Raw genomic sequence first — 22,869 nt, 5'->3', positions numbered from 1 at the left:
CTTCTAATGTTTAATGGTGATGATGGTGATGCGTCGGATCACTGCAATCGTCGCCGCAAGTGATCTGGTCAATGAGGTAATCCGAAACACTTTCGAAAGCGACCGTCGTCTGGTTGTCTTCCATGCTTTCTCCTCGCATGGTCTTCACTGTTGCAACGCCTTTGGCGACCTCGTCTTCGCCAATGATGACAGCGTACCCCGCACCGCTTGCGTCCGCCCTTTTCATCTGCGATTTAAAACTGGCTCCTCCGCTGGAAGACACGCAATTCAGTACAACGTCCAATCCAGCATCACGCAATCGTTCTGCGACAACGAACGCCTGCAGTTGTGCCACTTCACCCTGGTGCACCACATAAACGTCACACTGATGCGGTTCGAACGTATCACCGTTCGCCTTCATCAGTTCGAGCAAACGCTCGACGCCGATTGCAAACCCGCAGGCAGGCGTCGGCTTGCCACCGAACATTTCGATCAGGGGATCATAACGTCCACCGCCACAAACCGTACCTTGCGAGCCGAGCTGATCGGTCACCCATTCAAAGACCGTTCGGTTGTAATAATCCATGCCGCGGACGAGGCGTGGATTGATGGTGAACGGAATGCTGTTATGCCGGAGGATCTTTTGCACACCTTCAAAGTGAGCACGAGACTCCTCTCCCAGATAATCAAGGAGCTTCGGCGCCGCATTAACCATCTCCTGCATCGCAGGATTCTTGGTGTCGAGAATGCGCAATGGATTCGAATACAGACGCCGCTGGGCATCCGCGTCAAGCACATCCTTGTGTTGCTCAAAATAGGCTACAAGATCCGCTCGATGGCGGTTGCGCTCGTCTGCATTGCCGATGGAATTCAATTCAAGCCGGATATCCTGCAGACCGAGGTCATCCCACAGGCGCTGGCACAGCATGATCAGTTCAGCATCAATATCCGGACCCGTGAAGCCCAGTGCTTCTGCACCGACCTGATGGAATTGGCGGTAGCGGCCGCGTTGCGGCTTTTCATGGCGGAACATGGGCCCGGCATACCAGAGTCGTTTCGGACCATCGTAAGTGAGGTTGTGTTCCAACGCTGCACGCACGACGCCAGCAGTGCTTTCAGGACGTAGCGTCAATTGATCGCCATTCATAGAATCGACGAAAGAATACATTTCCTTTTCGACGATATCCGTGACTGCACCCAAGCCTCTGGAAAACAAGGCCGTCGGTTCAACGATGGGCGTACGGATCTGCTGAAAACCGTAGCTTTTCAATACCGATTGCACGGTATTCTCAAACAACTCCCATAGCGGCGCGTCCGCCGGCAGGATGTCGTTCATCCCCTTAACACCGACGATTTTCTCTACCTTTTTGTTCTCTGACATTCTTTTTGCTTAATGCACGATCAGCTTAAGTGCCAACCGATACTTGTCCATAACGAGTTTTAACGTAGTCCAGCACAATAGCCTGGAATTCTTCGGCAATCCGGTCGCCGCGCAAGGTAACCCTCTTTTCACCATCGACAAAGACCGGAGCCGCCGGCGATTCCCCGGTTCCCGGAAGGCTGATGCCGATGTTCGCATGCTTGGATTCACCCGGACCGTTCACAATGCAGCCCATGACGGCGACATTCATGCTTTCCACCCCGGGATACTGCTTCTTCCAGATTGGCATCTGTTCACGCAGATACGTCTGAATCTGGTCAGCCAGCTCCTGAAACACCGTCGAGGTGGTGCGCCCACATCCCGGACAGGCAATCACCATGGGCGCAAACTTGCGCAACCCCATAGTCTGCAAAATTTCCTGGGCAACGACGACCTCTTTCGTCCGGTCCCCTCCGGGTTCAGGAGTCAAGGAGACGCGGATCGTGTCGCCTATCCCTTCCTGCAACAGCACGGAGAGTGCAGCTGTCGAGGCAACGATTCCTTTGCTGCCCATCCCGGCCTCCGTGAGCCCCAAATGCAATGGATAGTCGCAGCGACGAGCAAGCTCACGGTACACGGCAATTAGGTCCTGAACACCCGAAACCTTGGCCGACAATATGATTTTGTCGCCCGCAAGACCAATCTCTTCAGCCTGTTGTGCGCTTTCTATGGCAGACGTCACCAATGCCTCATACATGACCGCTTGCGCGTCCCACGGCTCTGCCCTGCGTGCATTCTCGTCCATTATCCGAGCCAGCAAAGCCTGATCAAGGCTTCCCCAGTTAACGCCAATACGGACCGCTTTGTCATACTTGCATGCAATCTCGATCATCTGCGCAAACTGGACATCGCGTTTAGCCCCCTGTCCCACGTTGCCCGGGTTAATGCGATATTTGGACAACGCCTTCGCGCAGTCGGGAAAGTCCTGGAGTAATTTGTGTCCGTTATAGTGGAAGTCCCCTACCAGCGGCACATCCACTTCCATCTTGTCCAGCTGTTCACGGATGGCAATGACAGCGGCTGCAGCCTCCGCATTATTGACGGTGATCCGGACAAGCTCGGAACCCGCGCGCGCCAACTCCTTTATCTGGATTGCTGTGGCGATTGCATCCGCAGTATCGGTGTTCGTCATGGACTGGACAACGACCGGCGCAACGCCGCCAACGGCAATTACCCGGTTGCCATAGCGGATTGTCACGCTTCGCCTGTTGCGACGCGCGAGAGGTCCGGATGGGATTGGAGCATTCACTGAGGTCATACTATCTACTTCAAATTGACGCGCGCAACATTACTTCTCGTACCAGGCTTAAGCTCAAGCGGCACTCCTCGCAGAGTTGCATCGACACCGGCGGCATTTCCGATTACCAGAGAAAACGGCTCGGTCACCTGAACGGCTTCAGATTCACCCGCCTTCATAATGCGTGAGATGAGAACCGAGTTATTTCCTGTGCGACGAACCTCCACCCAGGAGTCCTCACGCGCAATCAAATGCAAAGTGTTATTGCCGGTTGCGGCAGCAGCAGAGGAACTGGCATTGCTTGCGGCGGGCGGAGATGCAGTCACGCTGGAAGTAGCTTGTGACGACTGAGTAGCCGGGGCGGCATTTATGCCAGAAGCTGGTGCCGCGTTGACATCAGAACCAACGTTGCCTGGCGCACCACTATCCGGAGCAGGCGCCACAGCCGGCTCTTCGCCTTGGGCGCTCGGCACTTGCTGCTCACCATTACCTATTGCAGGCATGTCGCCCTGTCCTTGCTGTACTGGCGACGTAGATGACTTTGGCACTTCCGTAACGCTGTTGCCACTCTGGCGGCTCGCCCAGATCGCAACGCCAATCAGGAGGATCAGCAGCATTCCGATAAGCCACTTTGATGACAAAGCCGGACGATCCGCCATGGAAGGAAGGCGGGCATCCGAAAAGGGCGTTGAAAGCGTCTTTCGCGGCATGATTGATTCGCTGAACGCACCAGATGCACCATCTAGCGTAGCCAGCAGCGGCGTTGCATCCACTTTCAGCAACTTCGCATATGCCCTGATAAATCCGCGCACGATAGGCATACCCGGCAACGCAGCATAATCATCGCGTTCAATTGCGGCGATTTGCCGCGGCGCAAGATTTAGCTGGCTTGCGACCTGCTCGACTGTCCACCCACGCTCATTCCGGTATGCGGCCAGCCGCGCCCCTGCCGACGGAGGCACCTGCGATGCGTCCGAACCGCCATCCGGAGCCGTTTGACCATTGATTTCAGGATCACTCATCGAATGCTCCACGCTGGTACGCGGCATATTCATCCGAACCACCGTGCCTGCGCCGCAACTGCGTCACCAGGCTGTTTTCGGCTGCGCGGTCGCCAAGCTTGCGCTCAACCCTAATTGCGAGCCACAAAACCTCTGCCGTCATGACGTCCGTCTTCATTACGCGCCCGATGTAGAAACGTGCACGTTCGTAATCGGCACGATCATAATGAATTCTGGCGAGGCTGATGTTGGTGGATATATTGCCCGGCTCGTACTGAAAAGCCTGAGTGAAATAACGCTCAGCCGCCGCACTGTTTTTCAATTTGAGGCTGCAGATACCGGCGTTGTTCAGCGCCTTTGCCGGCGACTGATAAGCGCGGCTCTTCAAGGCTGCATCAAAGTATGCTATTGACTGCTTTTCCCTGCCCGTCTGGCACAAGAACCAGCCGTAGTTATTGCTGAAATCCGGGTTGTTCGGTGCAAGACGAATCGCTTGCAAGAAGTCCTCTTCAGCCTTGCGGCTCTCACCCATCTCCATGTAAATCAGCGCACGCATGCTATATGCGTCTGCAAAGTTCGGATCGGCCTGCAGTGCGAGTTTGATCTCATCGAGCGCCACTGCCATTTGACGCTGCTCGTAATAGCTCACAGCGAGCTGCAGACGAATACGCGCCCGCTTCTGACTCTCGGTCTGATCAGCCGCGGTCGAAAGACTATTCTGCGAATCGCCTACCGGCGTTGTCCCACATCCTGAAAGCAAAAAAGCCGACGCAATGAGACAAGTCAACAACGAAAAGTACGGTTTTCTTATCACTTGGGCACCTCCACAATGCGACCGAATTCTTTGCCGAATTTCTTCTGATACTCCGCCATTTTCTGCATTCGTTCCTGCACTCGCGTACGGTCTTGCACCTCGCCGGCAAGCTGGCCGCAAGCTGCATCGATATCGTCGCCACGCGTCTTCCGAATGGTCGTAACGATGCCAGCGTCCATCAGTACTTGCGCGAAGGCCTTTATGCGGGCGTTATTGGAGCGCTTTAACCCCGATTCGGGGAACGGGTTAAATGGAATCAGGTTGAATTTGCATGGAACGGGAGCATCGCCGTTCTGCACGACTGCCACTAGTTCGCGCGCATGCACATCGGAGTCATTTACACCATCAAGCATGCAATACTCAAACGTAATGAAGTCTCTAGGCGCATATGCAAGATAGCGTCGGCATGCCTTCATCAACTCGGACAGCGGGTATTTTTTATTCAGTGGGACAAGGCTGTCACGTAACGCATCATTGGAAGCGTGAAGCGAGACGGCCAACGCCACCGGACATTCCCGTGAGAGCTTATCAACCATCGGAACCACACCGCTCGTTGAGACCGTTACGCGTCGGCGAGACAATCCGTAAGCATTATCATCAAGCATCAACCTGAGTGCTGTTACGGTTGGCTCGAAATTCAGCAGCGGTTCGCCCATGCCCATCATGACCACGTTCGTGATCTGGCGCTCGCCCTTTGGCCCTGACTCAATTCCCTTCGTACGGCGCAACTCGAATTCAGCCATCCAGAGCTGCCCGATGATTTCGCCGACCGAGAGGTTGCGACTGAAGCCCTGCTTCCCTGTCGAACAGAATCGGCAATTGACTGCACAGCCTGCCTGCGTGGAGATACACAAGGTGCCGCGATTTTCTTCAGGGATGAACACCGTTTCGACTGCATTACCCTGACCGACATCAAGCAGCCATTTGCGGGTGCCGTCGGCAGAGGTGTGATCACTGATGATCGCCGGTGCAGCAATGATCGCGCGCGACTTGAGCTTTTCGCGCAGCGACTTTGCCAAATCCGTCATGGAGTCGAAGTCGCTGGCACCAAACTGATGAATCCAGCGCTGCAACTGCTTTGCGCGAAACGGTTTCTCACCCAACTCGCCGCAGTAGGCAACGAGTTGCGCAGGATCGAGATCCAGCAAATTGGTGAGAGCCGTCATAGGAGTATTTCACTTTGTTGCTCGCCTTGGAGGAATCAACATCATCGCGGCGAGCAGTATTGCAATTAGCGGGAATAAACGTTGAGCGCCGGGAAGAAATAAGCGATTTCAACCTTGGCGGTGTCCGTACCGTCGGAGCCATGTACTGCATTTGCATCGATGGAATCAGCAAAGTCAGCACGGATAGTACCCTTGTCCGCCTTCTTCGGGTCGGTTGCGCCCATCAGTTCACGGTTCTTGGCAATCGCGTTCTCACCTTCCAGCACTTGGATCATGACCGGGCCGGATACCATGAAATCAACCAGATCCTTGAAGAAGGGGCGCTCACGATGAACAGCGTAAAAGCCTTCGGCTTCGGCGCGCGACAACTGCGCCATGCGGGCAGCGACGATTTTCAGGCCGGCGTCCTCAAAACGGGAATAAATCTGACCGATCACGTTTTTCGCGACTGCGTCGGGCTTGATGATCGACAGTGTGCGTTCGATTGCCATCTGTAAAAACTCCAATAAAAAGAAGGGGTTAAGATTAATTACCGAGAAATCAACTAACCTTCTATTCTAGCATGAAAGGCCTTTCCCGAGGGATCGGGCAATGACATCAATCGACGCGCCCCACGTCTACAGTCTATATATCGTCCGGTAACTTCACTCCGGAACCGAGCATGCTATGCTCTTGTCACTTATTCCTGTATTAAACGACATCGGAGGCAATATGGAGCAAAACCTGCAACGAATTTACGGCGCGTCCAGCGAAGCCCTCGTAGTTCGTCATCGCGTACTGCGCAATACTTACTGGCTGCTCGCCATTTCCATGATCCCCACGGTGCTCGGTGCATGGCTTGGCGTACAACTCAATTTTTCCTTCTTTTCAGGCAGCCCGCTTATCGGGTTCATGGCATTCCTGGCGATTGCATTCGGATTTTTCTACGCAATCGAAAAGACAAAAAACTCAGGTCTCGGCGTCGCAGTCCTGCTTGGCTTTACCTTCTTCATGGGCTTGATGCTGTCACGTCTCATTGGGCACATCCTCGGGTTTTCCAACGGCGCTTCTTTGATCATGACTGCGTTTGGGGGCACTGCGACGATTTTCGCGGCAATGGCAACCATCGCAACCGTATCGAAGCGCGATTTTTCCGGTATGGGCAAATGGCTGTTTGCCGGGGTACTGGTGATCCTCGTAGCAGCGCTGGCAAACGTTTTCCTCCAATTGCCAGCACTCTATCTCGCAATCTCAGCGCTGGCTATCGCGATCTTTTCTGCCTACATTCTCTACGACGTTCAGCAGATCATTAACGGCGGTGAAACCAACTACATCACTGCAACGCTCGCGATTTATCTCGACGTGTATAACATCTTCAGCAATCTGCTGGCGCTGCTAGGAGTTTTCGGTGGAGAGCGGGATTAAGCTCTCACACGAAAAACAAAAAGCCGACCTGTAGCAAGGTCGGCTTTTTTTGGTTCTTCACGGATTTCCGGGAATCGTTACTATTCGAGGTCAAATACAGCCATCGACTCGACATGTGCCGTGTGCGGGAACATGTTCACCACACCGCTTTGTTTCAAGGCATAGCCACCTTGGTGAACAAGATAACCGGCGTCACGCACCAGCGTAGATGGATTGCAGGAAACATAAACGATACGCTTGGGTTTCATTGCCGGATCAAGGCCTGCAATAGCTTGGCAAACTGCAATTGCACCTTCGCGCGGCGGATCAATGAGGATGCGGTCGAACTTGCCAAGCGCAACGAAATCCTCCGTTGTCGCTTCGAACAAGTTGCGGCAATAGAACGTCATTTTCTCAGCCAGCCCGTTGGAGCGCGCATTTTCCATGGCGCGCTCCGTCAGCGCAGTGCTCCCTTCGATGCCAACCACTGCCCGCACTTGCGTAGCGATGGGTAGCGTGAAATTCCCGAGTCCGCAGAACAAATCTGCCACACGCTCATCGGGTCGCGCATCCAACAGACTCAGCGCACGTGCGACCAGAACGCGATTGATATGGTGGTTAACCTGAGTGAAATCAGTGGGTTTGAAGGGCATCTTTACCCCGAACTCCGGCAATGCGTAATGCAATTGCACATCTGTCGGATAGAACGGATAAACGGTGTCTGGCCCTTTGGGTTGCAACCACCATTGGATGCGATGCACATCCGCAAACACCTTCAGCTTGTCCTCATCATCAACAGTCAGAGGCGCCATGATGCGCAGAACCAGCGCAGTCACATCCTCGCCTACAGCCAGCTCGATCTGCGGCATCTGTTCGAAAATGCTCAATGACTCCACCAGCTTCCGTAACGGCACGAGCATGGCTGAGACATGGGGTGGCAGAATCTCGCAAGTCTTCATGTCTGCGATATACGATGATTTCCTCTCGTGGAAACCAACCAGTATGCCGCCCTTCTTCTGGACGTTGCGCACCGACAGCCGTGCCCGATAGCGATAGCCCCAGGTCGGCCCGAAAATCGGCCGCATCACTGTTTCGGCGCGCACTTTACCAAGGTGCCAAAGGTTATCCTCAAGCACGCGCTGCTTCATTGCGACCTGCGCAGACGGTTCGAGGTGCTGCATCGCACACCCACCGCATACGCCGAAATACTCGCACCGCGGCTTTACCCGTAGCGAGGATTCGCGGTGCAACTCAGTCATCGTCGCAGCTTCCCACTTCGGTTTTTTCCGGAACGACTGATAGCTGACGCGCTCACCCGGCAATGCACCCTCGACAAAAATCACCTTGCCGGGCGTACCGTCCTCGTTGTGCAAATGACCAACACCCCGACCTTCCATGTCGAGGGATTCAATAACGATCGTATTGTGCTGCATAAGAAATCTTGTTGAATTACCGAGCGTTCAACTCCCGAAAAACGGGAAGTAGAGCTCGAGGTGGGCTGAAAAACGCGCTCAGACTACCATGCGGCAAGGTATTCCTGCCAGTGCGATCCGTCCAGCCTTGCCAGGGACGAGCGTACCAGGGAAACTTCTTCTTCGTAGGCAGCCTTCGTCATGGCGCCGCGCATAAGCTGAAAACGGCAATAAACGAGGTAAGTGTTGACGACGTCCGTTTCGCAGTAGTCACGAATTTCGTTCAAATGGCCTTCCTGGTACAAGGTCCAGACCTGCGATCCATCTACGCCCAGCTTGCCGGGAAATCCGCACAACTTTGCGAGATCATCCAATGGCGCATTTGCCCTTCCGGTATACAGCGCAAGCAGATCCATCAGGTCGAGGTGGCGCGTGTGGTACCGGCTCAGGTAGTTGTTCCATTTGAAGTCGCGGTCTTCGTCGCCCATTTCCCAGTAACGGGACGCCGTTACGCCATTGATCATTGCCCGGTAGTGCAGCACTGGCAGGTCGAAGCCACCGCCATTCCATGACACCAGCTGCGGAGTGTACTTGTCAATGATTCGGAAAAAGTCATTGATGAGCTTCGATTCGTGATCCTCTAGACTGCCCAGCGAACGGACACGAAATCCTTCGTTGTCGCGGAATACGCAGGAGATTGCGGCGATACGATGCAGATGATGCTGGAGAAAATCCGAGCCGCTCTTTTCGCGCCGAGCTGCAAATGCCGCTGCCGCGACTTCGGAATCAGTCATTACGGAATCATAGCCATTCAGGACGCGCAGTCCTGCCACATCGGGAATCGTCTCGATGTCGAATACCAGTACGGGGATCACAGTAATGCGTCCTTGCCGACGCCTTTGGCAGTCAATGCACGCTTGAGTTTGACCAATGCCTCTTGCTGAATCTGGCGCACGCGTTCGCGCGTAACACTCATCTCCGCCGCCAATTCCTCCAGCGTGGCCGGATCATCGTTGTCCAGGCCAAAGCGGCGAACAATGACCACACGCTGCTTGTCCGGAAGTTTCTTCAGCCAATCGCGCACCAGTATCGTCATTTCATGGTGTTCCGCGCGCGAATCCGGGCCATCCTCGACATCTCCGGGCAGCATGTCCATCAGGCTGGCCTGCGGATCATTATCAAGCGGGGCATCCAGCGACGTTGCGTGTTCCGAAAGGGCAAGGATATCTTGTACATCCTCAACCGGTCTGTCGACAAGGTGGGCGATGTCTTCGGCGGTTGCATCCTTACCGTCGTGGTGCTGCGCTTCCAGATGATATTTAGCACGAAGGATTTGATTCAGCTCACGCACCATGTGCACGGGCAATCGCACCGTGCGCGCCTGGTTCATGATTGCGCGCTCAATGCTCTGGCGAATCCACCATGTCGCATAGGTCGAGAAGCGAAAACCGCGCTCCGGCTCGAACTTGTCGATCGCACGCATGAGGCCGAGGTTGCCTTCCTCGATCAAGTCCAGCAACACAACGCCACGATTGATGTAATGCTTTGCAATCGACACAACCAGGCGCAGGTTATGCTCGATCATCTTCTGGCGCGCCTCGAAATTCCCTTGCTTTGCCAGCGTTGCATAGTGAATTTCTTCTTCAACCTTCAGCAACGGGCGCGCACCGATCTGGTTCAGGTAATGCTGTGTCGTATCGGTCGACAATTCTGCGGCAAGTACCGTCTTCAGCTCATCTACCGGATCCGCCCCAGATACCACTGATCCGTTACCACGCTCGGCATTGTCGACGTCATCCACCAACCCATCGCCAGCGTCATCGGCGCCACTGAGCGGAATATCCTCGGTCAGGTCGTCCGAAGGTGTTTCATCATCGATTGGATCGTGGGGCGTACGATTCATTTAACGGTTTGGCAGAAATTTTGATGGATCGACTGGCTTTCCTTGGTGGCGAATCTCGAAATGCAGTTTTACCTCATCCGTATCGGAGTTTCCCATCTCCGCAATTTTTTGTCCCTTGCTGACACTTTGATCTTCTTTCACGAAGATGGTTTTGTTATGCGCGTAGGCGGACAACAAATTATTGGAATGTTTGACAATAACCAGATTGCCATACCCACGGATGCCGCTTCCAGCATACAGGACTTTTCCTGCTCCTGCCGCCAGCACCGGCTGCCCCATCTTGCCGGCAATATCGATACCTCTCTTGCCTTCGCTAAATGCGGAAATTACTTTGCCTTCGGCCGGCCACATCCAGGAGATGCCGTCCTCGTCCGGGGCCGTCGCCGTAGGCGCTTCCGGCGCCTTTTCGACAGCCTTGGGCTGATCATGTTTCGGCAATGCATTCGATGTCGCAGCCGCCCCGCCGTTTGGATCGGTTTTTTGCAATTCTGCCAGTGTGCCTGCCGAATAGGGGCGCTTGTCTCCGCGTGGTCCGGATTTGTTCAATACATTGCCGGCAGCGGGCGCACCGGGTGACAACGGCCTCACTTCAACGCCCGAAGAAGTAGCGATGCTTCCGGTCTGCGCAGCTCCCTCCGGCGGCAGGACGCGCAGTGCCTGGTCAACCTTGATGTCGTTTGCGTTGGCGAGGTTATTCCAGACGACGAGATCGCGATAGTTCTGGCCGAAATCGAGAGCAATCTGCAGAAGCGTATCGCCCTTCCTGACTATGTAATATCCGCGCGCATCCGCCTGCTTGGGAGCAGCAGCGGAAGCTGCACTGCGCGCCGCTTCGGCGGACTTCGCACCGGCCGTGCGGTCCACAACTGGCGCCGCTTGGCGCGGAGTCACAGTACATGCAGCGAACATGGCAGGCAGAACCGCCAGAAATACCAAGCGTACTTTTCTCATTCTCATACTATTAATCGTTTTGGCGGCTCTAACCGGAACTCATTCCAGCCCGGAGTCCCCTTAGATCACCCCGGGTCGCAGCGGTACGAAATGACAATCTTCCAAAGTGGTATTCGTCCACTCGAATTTGCTTACGCGCTCAATGAGCTGCAGGACCTGATGGCGAGCCCCGACCGGAGCCACCAGTCTTCCGCCGATACTCATTTGATCAAGCAAGGCCTGCGGGACTTCGAGTCCGGCCGCGGCCAGAATAATACCGTCGAACGGCGCCACCTGAGGAAGGCCAAGCATACCATCTCCGTATTGCAGACGGATATTCGCAATACGCAGCGGGCGCAAATTCGCCTTCGCCAGTTCATGCAATGGCTTGATTCGCTCGATTGAATACACCTCCTTGGCCACCAGGGACAGAACAGCAGCCTGATAGCCACAACCCGTGCCGATCTCCAGCACCTTGTTCAATGCGCCGCCATTGGCATTGGCGCGCATAACTTCAATCATTCGCGCGACGATATAAGGCTGGGAGATGGTCTGATGGTGCCCGATGGGCAGGGAAGCATCGATATAGGCCTGGCTCGACAAACCGGACTCGACGAACATATGGCGCGGCACAGCTTCCAGGGCGGCCAGTACCTTCACGTCTTTAACTCCCTGCTTCGCGACACGTGCCACCATTGCGGAGCGGACGGCGTCGGAAACAAGCGGCATGGGACGCGATGAAGTCGAAGTTGTTTGCGAAGACGATTGCGCCATCGCCTGCCTGTGCCTGGAGTCGTGCGTAGATGGCAATCGTGCCCCGCTTTGTGCAGCATTTTGCGTTGCCGTTTGAGGTGTGGCGATCTTGCCGGGGGAGACAACATTAGACGTCGTCTTCCTGCCGGAGCTTTCAACCACGGACGACAACGGTAATGGAAAACGCTTGTCGCCGCCGCTCATGCGAAGCCCTTCTTCAGCAACTCCAGTTGTGCTGTGTGAGTCAGATCAACCTGAAGGGGGGTGATCGAGACAAACCCGTCTGCAACGGCATGGAAATCCGTTCCCTCGCCAGCGTCCCTTGCCTTGCCGGCAGGCCCTATCCAGAAAATCTCGCGTCCGTGCGGGTCCAGTGACTTGATCACCGCCTCGGATTCATGGCGCTTGCCCAAGCGGGTCGCCTTCACGCCCTTGATCTGATCATAAGGAAGGTTTGGAATATTTACATTCAGCAAATACGGCTTGGCCAACATTTGGAAGCCGCGCTCGACGAAGTCCCGAGCAATGCGCGCGGCGGCGTCAACGTGCACCCAACCTTTTTCGACCTGCGAGAACGCGATGGCGGGAATACCGAACAAGAACCCTTCGGTCGCGGCCGCGACAGTGCCGGAATACAGCGTGTCGTCGCCCATATTCTGCCCTTGGTTGATTCCTGACACGATCAGGTCGGGCTTGAAGGCGATTCCGCCCGTCAGTGCAACGTGCACACAGTCCGAAGGCGTACCATTGACAAAATAGAAACCATTATCGGCACGATAAACAGAAAGCGGTCGATCCAGCGTCAGGGAATTTGAACTGCCGGAGCGGTTGCTGTCTGGCGCCACTACAACAATGTCGGCAATTGGTCTTAATGCTTCGGCCAAGGCAATGATGCCTGGAGCAAGGTAACCATCATCGTTACTAACGAGAATTTTCATGGAGGAATTTTAACCGAAGCGATATTGCCGTCCTGCGAAGATATTGACATTCTGCGGCATCTGCCTAGAATAAAACGACCGTTCTTTTTTATAAACCACACACCGAAGGAGACACCATGAAAGCTATCCTCTGCAAATCCTGGGGATTACCCGATACGCTGGTTGTAGAGGAGTTGCCTGACGTTGTACCCGGCCCCGGTGAAGTAGCGATCGACGCACAAGCGGCAGGCGTCAACTTTCCTGATGTCCTGATCATTCAAAACAAGTACCAGTTCAAACCCGAACTCCCCTTCACTCCCGGCAGCGAACTTGCGGGCGTGATCCGCTCAGTCGGTGAAGGCGTTACACAGTTCAAGCCGGGTGACAAGGTTCTGGCATTTGTCAGCCAAGGCGCGTTTGCTCAGCAAATCGCCGTACCGGCAAAGATGCTGATGCCAATGCCACCCGGCCTCGACTTCGATACTGCCGCTGCAGTGACTCTCACCTATGGAACCTCGCATCACGCCGTCGCCGACCGAGCCCAGCTGAAAGCCGGCGAGACCATGCTGGTCCTCGGCGCCGCTGGCGGGGTTGGACTGGCGGCGATCGAGATCGGCAAGGCGCTCGGCGCACGGGTCATTGCCGCAGCATCCTCCGATGAGAAACTGGCTGTGTGCAAACAGCATGGTGCAGATGTGACGATCAACTACAGCACGCAAGACCTGCGTGAAGCCATCAAGGAGGCAACCGCAGGCAAAGGCCCTGATGTCATTTACGATCCTGTCGGCGGCATTTATGCAGAGCCGGCATTCCGCTCCATTGCATGGCGTGGCCGCTACCTGGTAATCGGTTTTGCGAATGGCGAGATTCCGAAGCTGCCACTTAATCTGCCTTTGCTAAAAGGAGCTTCGATTGTCGGTGTATTCTGGGGCGAGTTCGCCAAGCGGGAGCCCAAGGCTAATCTGGCGGCCATGCGTGAGCTGATGACCTGGATGGCAGAAGGCAAGATCAAGCCGCATATCTCCGGCCGCTATGCCCTGGCCGACACGCCACGCGCGTTGAATGACATGGCGGCACGCAAAGTGACGGGCAAAGTCGTTATCCAACCGCAGAAATAGAAATAACCAAACTGCCACCCATCTCAGCACTGCTCAACGCTCTCCTGCAGTCGCCCTGCAGGAGAGGCGCGCAAAATCGTAACAACATCCTGCCAGACGCTACATAGCATTACCCGCATCGATCTCCGCATCCTTGAAGAAGGCCACTGCCACCGCAGCTTCACGGGTTCTCTTGAAGGGCGGCAGGCTTTGCCATATTCGCCGCCCATAGGGTTTGGAGATCAGTCGCGGATCACATATCATCAGCACGCCTCGATCCTCTTCATCCCGAATCAACCGGCCAGCGCCCTGCTTCAGATTGATGATCGCCTCCGGCAGCTGGTGATGCACGAAGCCGTTCAACCCCTTCTTCTCAAGCGCCTCGATGCGCGCAGCGAGCACCGGGTCGTCTGGGGGCGAAAAGGGCAGCTTGTCGATGATGACCAGAGAGAGCGCTTCTCCCCGCACATCGACGCCTTCCCAAAAGCTCTGGCTTCCGATGAGGACCGCATTTCCCGCTGCACGAAAACGGTCAAGCAATTCAGTCCGGCCGGCCTCGCCCTGCACCATCAACGGAAACGGCAATTTCCGCTTCTCGAACTCCTCGCGCAGTCTTTCGGCGGCACGATTCACGGCTCGCAATGTAGTACACAAAAAGAAGGCGCGCCCACCGGACGCCTCGATCATCGGCAATGCCGCATTGATCACTGCATCCGTGAAGTTGACGGCATTGGGCTGCGGGAGGTTGTCCGGCACATACAGCAGGCCCTGCTTGCCATAATCGAAGGGGCTGGGCCAGGACTGCGCAGGCTCGTTCCACAGCCCCATCTGCGAGGTGTAATGGTTAAAGTCATTCTTCACTGCGAGCGTGGCGGACGTGAAGATCCACGCCCGCGGCGAACCCTCGCGCTGCTTGCTGAATATCGGCGCAATAGACAAAGGTGTCTGGTGCAGCTGCAGTGATGAGGTAAATGCCTCGACCCACAGAACCCGCTCCTGTCCGGGCCCCACCTTCTCGGGGTCCGCTGACTGCGCACTATCCCACGCTGAGAGCTTATCTGCCAGTTCGATTGCCCGTGTACGGCATTGCTCGATTGTTTCTGCTCGCTCAGCCTGCTTCTCGAGCACCGCAATCATTGCGTGCAGTTCATCCTGCAGCCTCTCCAGCGTCGGAAAAAATGCACTGGAGGGGGCAATCTGGCTGACCGAAAGGCGGACGATATCTTGTGGAAAAGCGAGGCGTAGATCCCGAGCTGCGCGTTCGACTGGAGCGACGAGCTTGGCCCAGTCTGCGCCGTCCCGTGCATGTGCCAACCCTTCCGCCAGCACATCCCGGCAAAGCTCCAGTACCTGCGACGTCGATACCGTTTCTCCGAAGAAGAGCGTCGCTGTTTCAGGCAGTTGATGCGCCTCGTCGAAGATGACCGTGTTCGCGGAAGGAAGCAACTCGGCGACACCCGTATCCTTCAAGGCAACGTCGGCGAAAAACAGATGGTGGTTCACCACGACGACGTCCGCCTGCTGTGCCTCCTTGCGTGCCTTCATGACGAAGCAGTCCTGATAATACTGGCACTCCGATCCAAGGCAGGTATCGCGCGTCGATGTAACGAGATTCCACACCGGCGCCGATTCCGGCACCTTGGATAGCTCCGCCTTGTCCCCGGTATTGGTGGTCTTGATGAAGCGAGATATCTCGCGCAGGTAGCCGACATCATCGCGCGAAGTCAATCGCCCGTTCTGCAACGTGCGTTCGAGATGGAAGTGGCAAACGTAGTTCGCACGCCCCTTCAAAAGCGCTACCGAGACCGGCGCCCGCAATGCTTTGCGGACGGTAGGTATGTCACGCAGATACAGCTGGTCCTGCAGGTTTTTCGTACCGGTCGAAAGGATGACTTTGCCCCCCCAAAGCAGCGCCGGTACGAGATAAGCGAATGTCTTTCCTGTGCCGGTCCCCGCTTCGGCAATGATGGTCTGCTGGTTCGAAATCGCCGATGCAATAGCCTTCGCCATTTCGGTCTGTGATTGTCGAGGCCGAAAGCCGCTGACTGCCTGGCTAAGCGGTCCTTCTGCATCAAATAGCTGCTCGATATCGGCGTCGCGGTTAATCTGTGGGCCCGAAGGTGATACGGTGTTGTCTGTCAAAGCGGTTGGCGATTAGGGGAGATGGAATCCCCATGATCTAAAAATTAGGCGGGAGTATCCGGGACCAGTTGCATCTTCAACAAGATTATATGATCCTTGAGCTGCAGCTTGCGCTTCTTCAAGCGCCGCAAGTGGAGTTCATCATACAGCGCATCGCGGGTAAGGAGCTCAATCACGGCGTCGAGGTCGCGATGTTCAACTTCCAGCTCGATTATTCTGCGCTGAATATCTTCGGTGGGGATCATAATTGGTTAAATCAAGGCTATAGGCTATATTCTAAGAGCGAAACATAAGCACGTATAGCGGGGGCGCCGATTCAATCACGTCCTTCCGATAGAATGCAATCTTGAAGTGCATGTGCAACGCGCCGTGTTTCAAGGCGAATCGGTGATTCCATTTCTTCAGCTTAGAAATGTAACAAAGGTCTACAACGAGAATCGCTTCGTGTTATGCGTGCAATAATTTTGCCCCACATCAGGTTAACCGATCCCAACCTATGACCCATTACAGGATAGATGCCGGCACAGGCCAACATATTGGCGACCGGAAGGAACAGCAAGACCGCGTAGCGCTCTTTGCTGCACCAAGAGCCCTGGGCTATGTAATGGCAGTCGTCGCTGACGGTATGGGCGGACTGAGCGGCGGTGCACTTGCAGCTGAACAGGTGATCCGTACCGCAAAGCAGGCGTTCGATTTGTTTTCACCTCAGACCGAAGACGTCGAGAAAATGTTGGTGGCAATTGCTCGCGATGCGCACACCATCATTAAACTGACTGCGATTTCCTCTGAAAAGAAACCGCATAGCACACTCGTCATTCTCGTGATCACACCAGACAGGCGCGCTGTCTGGGCACATGTTGGCGATTCGCGCTTATATCGCTTTGATGGGCCAAACTTTGCAGAACGAACAATCGACCACTCGTATGTCGAAATGCTCGTCAAGGAAGGCAAGCTTTCCCGTGAAGAGGCGCAGCATCACCATCTCTCGAACGTGCTCGTCAGTGCGCTCGGCTCGCACGATAACGAACCCCAGGTCAGCTTGCGCCGCTATGACGGACTCAAGATCGGTGATTCGTTCTTGCTCTGCTCGGATGGGCTTTGGCACTATTTCACCGAAGCCGAACTAGGCGTTGCCATCGCAATGAACACGCCACGCCATGCATCGGAGTTCCTGATCAACAAGGCTCGCGAGCGTGCTGTGGACGGTACGGGCGATAACTGCACCCTGGCGATCGTGAAGCTCGTCGAGCCCCCACAGGAAACCAAGGATTACACTGCGACCAAGATGAAGCGCGCGGTGTGAGAGACGAGGCAAGAAAGCCGAGCTGAAAACCGCTTTATGTCGGCCGACCTGCGCTCCAGACAAGCGACCAATGGCGCGGGCAGGTAATGATGAATTCTGCAGAGGTGAAAACAGATTTATTGCCCGCCAGGCTGAGTTGCCTGCTTGGCACGCTGCTCCGCCTCCTTTTTTGCTTTCCGTTCGGCGACTTTTCTTTGTCGTTCCTGCGCCGCCTTCACCTTCTTTTCGTAATCTGCTACTTTCTCCGCACGCCTCTTCTCGCCAGCCAGTTCCTCCTGTTGTAAGCGCTGCATCTTCGCCTCGTGTTCTGCAACACGGTCAGGGAAAATTGCCGGCGCACTCCGTTCAGTGATGCGTTTCTCGTGTTGAGGAACACCCTTCGATTCCGCAGGTTTTTCCCGCAATGCACGTTCCCGCTCCAGGCGGTCGGCTTCGGCTTGTTCCTGTCGCTCCGCTAGGGCTTTATCCCGTTCTTGGGCACGATCCTGTCGCTTGAATGCATTGGCCTCAAGCTCGACCTTGCGCAGTTTCGCAAGTGCCTGGCGTCGACGCTCTTTCGCTTGTTCCACGCATGAGGTAGCAAAGAACTTGGGATGACATGCCTGTTCTTCGGCTGAGAAACGTGCCTCGACTGCGTCACGTTCCCGCCCGACGTCTGCCAACGCTGCATCAGCGCCCTCCACCATTTTGATCGAACCAGCGGGATAGCGCTCAACGATAGCAGTTGATGCATCTTTCGAAATACCTTCCGGCGACACCTGTTGCGAGATTGCCGGGCTTGAATGCAATGCCGTTAGGCATGCCACAAGGAGCGCGCAGCGGGGCACAAACGCGAGATTCGTGTTCTGTTCAGTTCGACGTGTGGCAGTCATTGGGGAAAATGGGAAGGAGTTGTCGGATCAGGCAATGGATTCTGCGACATCGCGCCTTTCGCTTTGCATGTACTCCGAGGACTGCATTTCGATAATGCGCGATACCGTCCGGTGAAATTCATTTGAGAGCACACCCTCGGTGTACAACTTTTCCGGCTCGACTTCTGCCGACATCAAGAGCTTGACTTTGTGATCATACAGAACGTCGACAAGCCAGGTAAAGCGGCGCGCCTCGGATGACATGGACGCCGACATGCACGGGACGCCAGAGAGGATAACCGTGTGAAAACGGCTCGAAATCTCGAGATAGTCATTTTGCGAACGCGGCCCGCCGCACAAGGTCGCAAAGTCGAACCAAACGACGCCGCCTGCACGGCGTAACGCCCGGATTTCCCGCGACTCGATATGGATATGCGGATCCTCGTCCGCTGTTTCGGCAACGCTTGCAAACGCATTGCGCAACGCCTGATCTGCCCCCGCCCCAAGTGGCGTATGGTAAGCCTCCACCTGTTCAAGCGCTCTCTTACGGTAATCCAGTCCGGCGTCGACATTCATGACATCGAGCTTTTCCTTCAACAGCGCGATGGCTGGCAGGATGCGGTCCCGATGCAAGCCGTCCGGATAGAGCGTGTCGGGCGCGTAGTTCGACGTCATGATGAACGAGACACCGTTGTCGAACAAAGCTTTGAGCAGGTTGTACAGGATCATCGCGTCGGCGATATCCGACACATGGAATTCATCGAAGCAGATCAGGCGATATTTTTTTGCGATTCGCCGTGCGACCTCGTCAAGTGGGTCGGCAACGCCCTTCAACTCGTCGAGCTGGCGATGGACACCGCGCATGAACTCGTGAAAGTGCAGGCGTGTTTTGCGAACGACAGGAACAACGGAATAGAAGCTGTCCATCAAGAATGACTTCCCACGCCCGACACCTCCCCACATGTACACACCGCGAGGAACCTCCGGGCGATTGATCAGCTTCTTGAGCTTGCTGGAACGTCTTGCCTTGTACGCACGCCAGTCTTCATACGCCTGTTGCAACCGTTCGACAGCACGAAGCTGGGCCTCATCGGATTTGTATCCGCGCTGCGCCAGCGCATGCTCATAGAACTCCTGTACGTTCATATCGTATCTTCAACCGTTGCTACTAATGCAATCATTGATGGGCTATGGCCGTTTTAGAGAAGGCATAAAAACGGGCGAGTCATGCTCGCCCGAAGTATGCTGAACCACAACTCCAAGGACAATTGCTTGAGATTATGCCTTGTTTAAAGGGTGGATTCGTCGCGTTAGAGGTCTTTCTGCCGCCCGCTCACTGGGGATTCAGATCAACTGTCACCCGTGATGGATAGGTGCCGCCCCCAAGACTGATTGGAAAGCTCAAGCCGACACCGACTCCGACATTACCTCCGCCTCCGCCCACGCCGAGGCCGACGCTGGAGCCAAACGGACTTGATGGCCGGAAAACCATTTCGGAGGTGCGATAGCCCTCTTTCTGGCAAACCACCCGCAAGTCGCCACTCGCACCGCCGATATTGACCGATCCCGGTGTTATCACATTCCAGCTGCCAGCATTAGTACTGACCGCACAATTGGCGCCAGTGACAGCTTGGCCGCGGGAGGTCGTTTCGATCGAAATGTTGCCGCCACTCGACCCAGTCGTTGCACATGCAGCAAGCGCAAGTGAAAGCAACAAGATCAAGTGGCGCATGACGACTCCAGGGAGTTAGAAGTTGAGCGAGCGCTTGTCGACCGCAAGCGCAGCTTCCTTGGTCGCTTCCGACAAGGACGGATGTGCATGGCAAATCCGTGCGATGTCCTCTGCAGACGCGCGGAATTCCATAGCGACGACTGCCTCCGAAATCAGCTCGGATGCCATCGGACCGACGATATGCACGCCGAGGATTTCATCGCTCTTGGCGTCGGCCAGGAACTTCACCATGCCCGACGTATCGCCAAGCGCGCGCGCACGACCGTTTGCCATAAAGGGGAATGTGCCGACCTTGTATGCGATGCCTTCGGCCTTCAACTGCTGCTCGGTCTTGCCAACCCAGGCAATTTCCGGGGATGTATATATGACCCACGGAATTGTGTTGAAGTTCACATGCCCATGCTGGCCTGCAATACGCTCTGCAACGGCAACGCCTTCTTCCTCTGCCTTGTGGGCGAGCATCGGACCGCGGACCACGTCGCCCACCGCCCAGACGTTCGGCAGGTTGGTCTTGCAGTCGCCATCAACCACGACAAAGCCGCGCTCGTCGGTCTTGAGACCCACGGCTTCGGCGTTCAGGCCGATCGTGTTCGGGACCCGGCCGATGGAGACGATCAGCTTGTCAAACACGGCCTTCTGCGCATTGCCCTTGTCATCAGTGTATTCAACCGTGACATCCTTCTTGCCCGGAGTGATCGCACCGATCTTCACGCCGAGGCTGATCGCGAGGCCCTGCTTGACGAACAGCTTGTGCGCTTCTTTCGCGATCTGTTCGTCAACAGCGCCGAGGAAGGCAGGCAATGCTTCGAGCACGGTGACGTCTGCACCGAGGCGACGCCACACGCTGCCCATTTCCAGACCAATGACACCTGCACCGATCACCCCCAGCTTCTTCGGCACGGCGTCAATCGCGAGTGCACCGGTGTTGGACAGGATCAGTTTTTCGTCGAATGCCGCGTTCGGCAATGCACGCGGGTTGGAGCCGGTCGCGACAACGATGTGTTTGCCGGTGATCACTTCTTCCGTTGCGCCGGCAACCTTGATTTCGTAACCCTCTGCACCAGCCTTCACGAACGAACCGCGGCCATGGAAGAACGTTACTTTGTTCTTCTTGAACAGGTACAGGATGCCATCGTTATTCTGCTTGACGATGGTGTTCTTACGGGCCAACATCTGGCCGACATTCATGCCGAGGCCTTTGACCTCAATGCCGTGATCGGCAAAAGCGTGGCCAGCATGCTCGTAATGTTCGGAGGACTGCAGGAGCGCCTTGGACGGAATGCAGCCGACGTTGGTACATGTACCACCCGGTGCCGGACCGTTCTTTTCATTCTTCCATTCGTCGATACAGGCCGTGTTGAAGCCGAGTTGTGCAGCGCGGATCGCTGCGATATAGCCACCGGGGCCGCCGCCGATGACAACCACATCAAAATTTTTCGCCATTTTCGTAACCTATCTTTTCCGCAGAATAGACAACGCTCACGGAGCGGGATTCCTCCGTACTCCGTGAGCGCCTGACTTCAGATCATTTCTCTTACAGGTCCAGCAACAGGCGCGCCGGATCTTCCAGCGCTTCCTTCATCGCGACCAGGCCAAGGACGGCTTCGCGGCCGTCAATGATGCGGTGGTCATAGGACATCGCCAGATAGTTCATCGGGCGAATCACGATCTGGCCGTTTTCGACGACGGCGCGGTCCTTGGTCGCATGGACGCCGAGAATGGCGGATTGCGGCGGGTTGATGATCGGGGTGGACAGCATGGAGCCGAACACGCCACCGTTGGAAATGGAGAAGGTGCCGCCGGTCAGTTCTTCCAGCGTCAGCTTGCCGTCCTTCGCCTTCACGCCAAATTCGGCGATCTTCTTCTCGATCTCGGCGATCGTCATCTGGTCAACGTCGCGCAGGATAGGCACAACCAGACCACGCGGCGAGCCGACAGCGATACCGATGTCGAAGTAGCCGTGGTAGACGATGTCATTGCCGTCTACGGAAGCATTCAGGATCGGGTACTTCTTCAGTGCAGCAACGGCAGCCTTGACGAAGAAGGACATGAAGCCGAGCTTGACGCCGTGTTCCTTCTCGAACTTGTCCTTGTACTTGTTGCGCAGTTCCATGACCGGCAGCATGTTCACTTCATTGAACGTGGTGAGGATGGCGTTCGTCGATTGCGATTGCACCAAGCGTTCTGCGATACGCGCACGCAGGCGGCTCATCGGCACGCGCTCTTCCGGACGGTTCGCCAGGTTCACGCTGACCGGTGCAGCCACTTGCTGAAGCGCGGGCTTCGGTGCGGCGGCGGCAGGTGCCGGAGCGGCCGGCTTGGTCTGCAGTGCGTTGATGACGTCGCCCTTGGTCACGCGGCCATCCTTGCCGGTGCCAGCCACCTGGCCGGCCGACATGTTGTTATCTGCAAGCATCTTTGCGGCGGCGGGCATCGCGATGCCGGCGGCAGCACTGGATGCTGCCGGTGCAGGCGCAGCGGCGGCCGGAGCCGGTGCAGCAGCGGGTGCCGGAGTTGCAGCCGGTGCGGCAACGGCACCTGCGGTTGCTTCGGTGTCCAGCTTGGCGATCACTTCGCCAGCGACGACGGTGCTGCCGTCGCCCTTGATGACTTCGACAATCACGCCAGCGTCAGGTGCCGGCAGTTCGAGCACGACCTTGTCAGTCTCGATGTCGATCAGGTTTTCGTCACGGGCGACTGCTTCGCCCACTTTCTTGTGCCACTGCAGCAGGGTTGCTTCTGCGACGGATTCCGACAGTTGCGGAACTTTGACTTCGATAATTGCCATGTAACTCTCCGTTTCGGGTTGTTCGTGCGGCGCGCCAGCTT

The 22,869-nt window shown here is 55.8% G+C and carries 22 protein-coding genes; 3 read left to right on the top strand and 19 right to left on the bottom strand.

Features of this window, described 5'->3' with window-relative positions; all coding sequences use genetic code 11:
- Positions 1–10 precede the first annotated feature (10 nt).
- The 6 genes from hisS to ndk all read right to left on the bottom strand — a co-directional run bounded on the left by hisS (position 11) and on the right by ndk (position 6,108).
- Positions 11–1,360: a histidine--tRNA ligase gene (gene hisS / locus ACYVIA_RS00230; protein ID WP_460836772.1), complete on the bottom strand. Its 1,350-nt coding sequence runs from the start codon at positions 1,358–1,360 to the stop codon at positions 11–13.
- Positions 1,361–1,385: 25 nt separating this feature from the next.
- Entirely contained in the window at positions 1,386–2,657 is a 1,272-nt protein-coding gene (gene ispG / locus ACYVIA_RS00225; RefSeq protein ID WP_460836769.1) for a flavodoxin-dependent (E)-4-hydroxy-3-methylbut-2-enyl-diphosphate synthase, read from the bottom strand.
- Positions 2,658–2,662: 5 nt separating this feature from the next.
- A complete protein-coding gene (locus tag ACYVIA_RS00220) occupies positions 2,663–3,658 on the bottom strand; it encodes a helix-turn-helix domain-containing protein (RefSeq protein WP_460836768.1) in 996 nt (331 codons plus the stop codon).
- A complete protein-coding gene (gene pilW / locus ACYVIA_RS00215) occupies positions 3,651–4,451 on the bottom strand; it encodes a type IV pilus biogenesis/stability protein PilW (RefSeq protein WP_460836766.1) in 801 nt (266 codons plus the stop codon). The genes ACYVIA_RS00220 and pilW overlap by 8 nt, the downstream gene beginning before the upstream one ends.
- The gene (gene rlmN, locus ACYVIA_RS00210) at positions 4,448–5,617 is read right to left on the bottom strand and encodes a dual-specificity RNA methyltransferase RlmN (protein ID WP_460836765.1); all 1,170 of its coding nucleotides are present in this window, start codon (positions 5,615–5,617) and stop codon (positions 4,448–4,450) included. The genes pilW and rlmN overlap by 4 nt, the downstream gene beginning before the upstream one ends.
- 65 nt (positions 5,618–5,682) lie before the next feature.
- Positions 5,683–6,108 (bottom strand): nucleoside-diphosphate kinase, encoded by a 426-nt coding sequence (ndk, locus tag ACYVIA_RS00205; protein WP_460836764.1) that lies wholly within the window; start codon positions 6,106–6,108, stop codon positions 5,683–5,685.
- 220 nt (positions 6,109–6,328) lie between these two features.
- Between ndk and ACYVIA_RS00200 the strand changes: the two genes are divergently transcribed.
- Positions 6,329–7,021, top strand: a complete 693-nt coding sequence (locus tag ACYVIA_RS00200) for a Bax inhibitor-1/YccA family protein (RefSeq protein ID WP_460836763.1) — start codon at positions 6,329–6,331, stop codon at positions 7,019–7,021.
- Positions 7,022–7,101: 80 nt separating this feature from the next.
- On the opposite strand, the gene rlmD is transcribed toward ACYVIA_RS00200, so the two are convergent.
- The 6 genes from rlmD to surE form a co-directional block, all read right to left on the bottom strand.
- Positions 7,102–8,433 carry a 23S rRNA (uracil(1939)-C(5))-methyltransferase RlmD gene (gene rlmD, locus ACYVIA_RS00195; protein ID WP_460836761.1) on the bottom strand — a complete coding sequence of 444 codons (1,332 nt, stop codon included), beginning with the start codon at positions 8,431–8,433 and terminating at the stop codon, positions 7,102–7,104.
- 83 nt (positions 8,434–8,516) lie between these two features.
- Positions 8,517–9,287, bottom strand: coding sequence for a 3'-5' exonuclease (locus ACYVIA_RS00190; protein WP_460836758.1), 771 nt, complete (start codon positions 9,285–9,287; stop codon positions 8,517–8,519).
- Positions 9,284–10,315 carry an RNA polymerase sigma factor RpoS gene (rpoS, locus tag ACYVIA_RS00185; protein WP_460836751.1) on the bottom strand — a complete coding sequence of 344 codons (1,032 nt, stop codon included), beginning with the start codon at positions 10,313–10,315 and terminating at the stop codon, positions 9,284–9,286. The genes ACYVIA_RS00190 and rpoS overlap by 4 nt, the downstream gene beginning before the upstream one ends.
- A complete protein-coding gene (locus ACYVIA_RS00180; protein ID WP_460836748.1) occupies positions 10,316–10,861 on the bottom strand; it encodes a peptidoglycan DD-metalloendopeptidase family protein in 546 nt (181 codons plus the stop codon). It lies immediately after the preceding gene.
- Between the two features lie 465 nt (positions 10,862–11,326).
- Entirely contained in the window at positions 11,327–12,202 is an 876-nt protein-coding gene (locus tag ACYVIA_RS00175; protein ID WP_460836743.1) for a protein-L-isoaspartate(D-aspartate) O-methyltransferase, read from the bottom strand.
- Positions 12,199–12,936: a 5'/3'-nucleotidase SurE gene (gene surE / locus ACYVIA_RS00170; RefSeq protein WP_460836739.1), complete on the bottom strand. Its 738-nt coding sequence runs from the start codon at positions 12,934–12,936 to the stop codon at positions 12,199–12,201. The genes ACYVIA_RS00175 and surE overlap by 4 nt, the downstream gene beginning before the upstream one ends.
- A 116-nt stretch (positions 12,937–13,052) precedes the next feature.
- Here surE and ACYVIA_RS00165 point away from each other — a divergent pair, with 116 nt between their 5' ends.
- Entirely contained in the window at positions 13,053–14,033 is a 981-nt protein-coding gene (locus ACYVIA_RS00165) for an NADPH:quinone oxidoreductase family protein (protein ID WP_460836736.1), read from the top strand.
- 99 nt (positions 14,034–14,132) lie between these two features.
- On the opposite strand, the gene ACYVIA_RS00160 is transcribed toward ACYVIA_RS00165, so the two are convergent.
- A complete protein-coding gene (locus ACYVIA_RS00160; RefSeq protein ID WP_460836733.1) occupies positions 14,133–16,154 on the bottom strand; it encodes an ATP-dependent DNA helicase in 2,022 nt (673 codons plus the stop codon).
- A 44-nt stretch (positions 16,155–16,198) separates the two neighbouring features.
- Entirely contained in the window at positions 16,199–16,399 is a 201-nt protein-coding gene (locus ACYVIA_RS00155) for a YdcH family protein (protein ID WP_460836731.1), read from the bottom strand.
- A gap of 251 nt (positions 16,400–16,650) precedes the next feature.
- Between ACYVIA_RS00155 and ACYVIA_RS00150 the strand changes: the two genes are divergently transcribed.
- A complete protein-coding gene (locus ACYVIA_RS00150) occupies positions 16,651–17,457 on the top strand; it encodes a PP2C family protein-serine/threonine phosphatase (RefSeq protein ID WP_460836728.1) in 807 nt (268 codons plus the stop codon).
- Between the two features lie 116 nt (positions 17,458–17,573).
- Here the strand turns inward: ACYVIA_RS00150 and ACYVIA_RS00145 are convergent, their stop codons facing one another.
- The 5 genes from ACYVIA_RS00145 to odhB all read right to left on the bottom strand — a co-directional run bounded on the left by ACYVIA_RS00145 (position 17,574) and on the right by odhB (position 22,828).
- Entirely contained in the window at positions 17,574–18,245 is a 672-nt protein-coding gene (locus tag ACYVIA_RS00145) for a hypothetical protein (protein ID WP_460836725.1), read from the bottom strand.
- A 111-nt stretch (positions 18,246–18,356) separates the two neighbouring features.
- Entirely contained in the window at positions 18,357–19,454 is a 1,098-nt protein-coding gene (zapE, locus tag ACYVIA_RS00140) for a cell division protein ZapE (protein ID WP_460836722.1), read from the bottom strand.
- 187 nt (positions 19,455–19,641) lie between these two features.
- Complete coding sequence (locus ACYVIA_RS00135) at positions 19,642–20,040, bottom strand: hypothetical protein (RefSeq protein ID WP_460836717.1); 399 nt, start codon at positions 20,038–20,040, stop codon at positions 19,642–19,644.
- 15 nt (positions 20,041–20,055) lie between these two features.
- Positions 20,056–21,483: a dihydrolipoyl dehydrogenase gene (lpdA, locus tag ACYVIA_RS00130; RefSeq protein WP_460836715.1), complete on the bottom strand. Its 1,428-nt coding sequence runs from the start codon at positions 21,481–21,483 to the stop codon at positions 20,056–20,058.
- Positions 21,484–21,574: 91 nt separating this feature from the next.
- Positions 21,575–22,828: a 2-oxoglutarate dehydrogenase complex dihydrolipoyllysine-residue succinyltransferase gene (gene odhB, locus ACYVIA_RS00125; RefSeq protein WP_460836712.1), complete on the bottom strand. Its 1,254-nt coding sequence runs from the start codon at positions 22,826–22,828 to the stop codon at positions 21,575–21,577.
- Positions 22,829–22,869 lie beyond the last annotated feature (41 nt).

The organism is Noviherbaspirillum agri (genome assembly GCF_054780595.1).
This window is presented reverse-complemented; position numbering and strand designations above follow the sequence as displayed.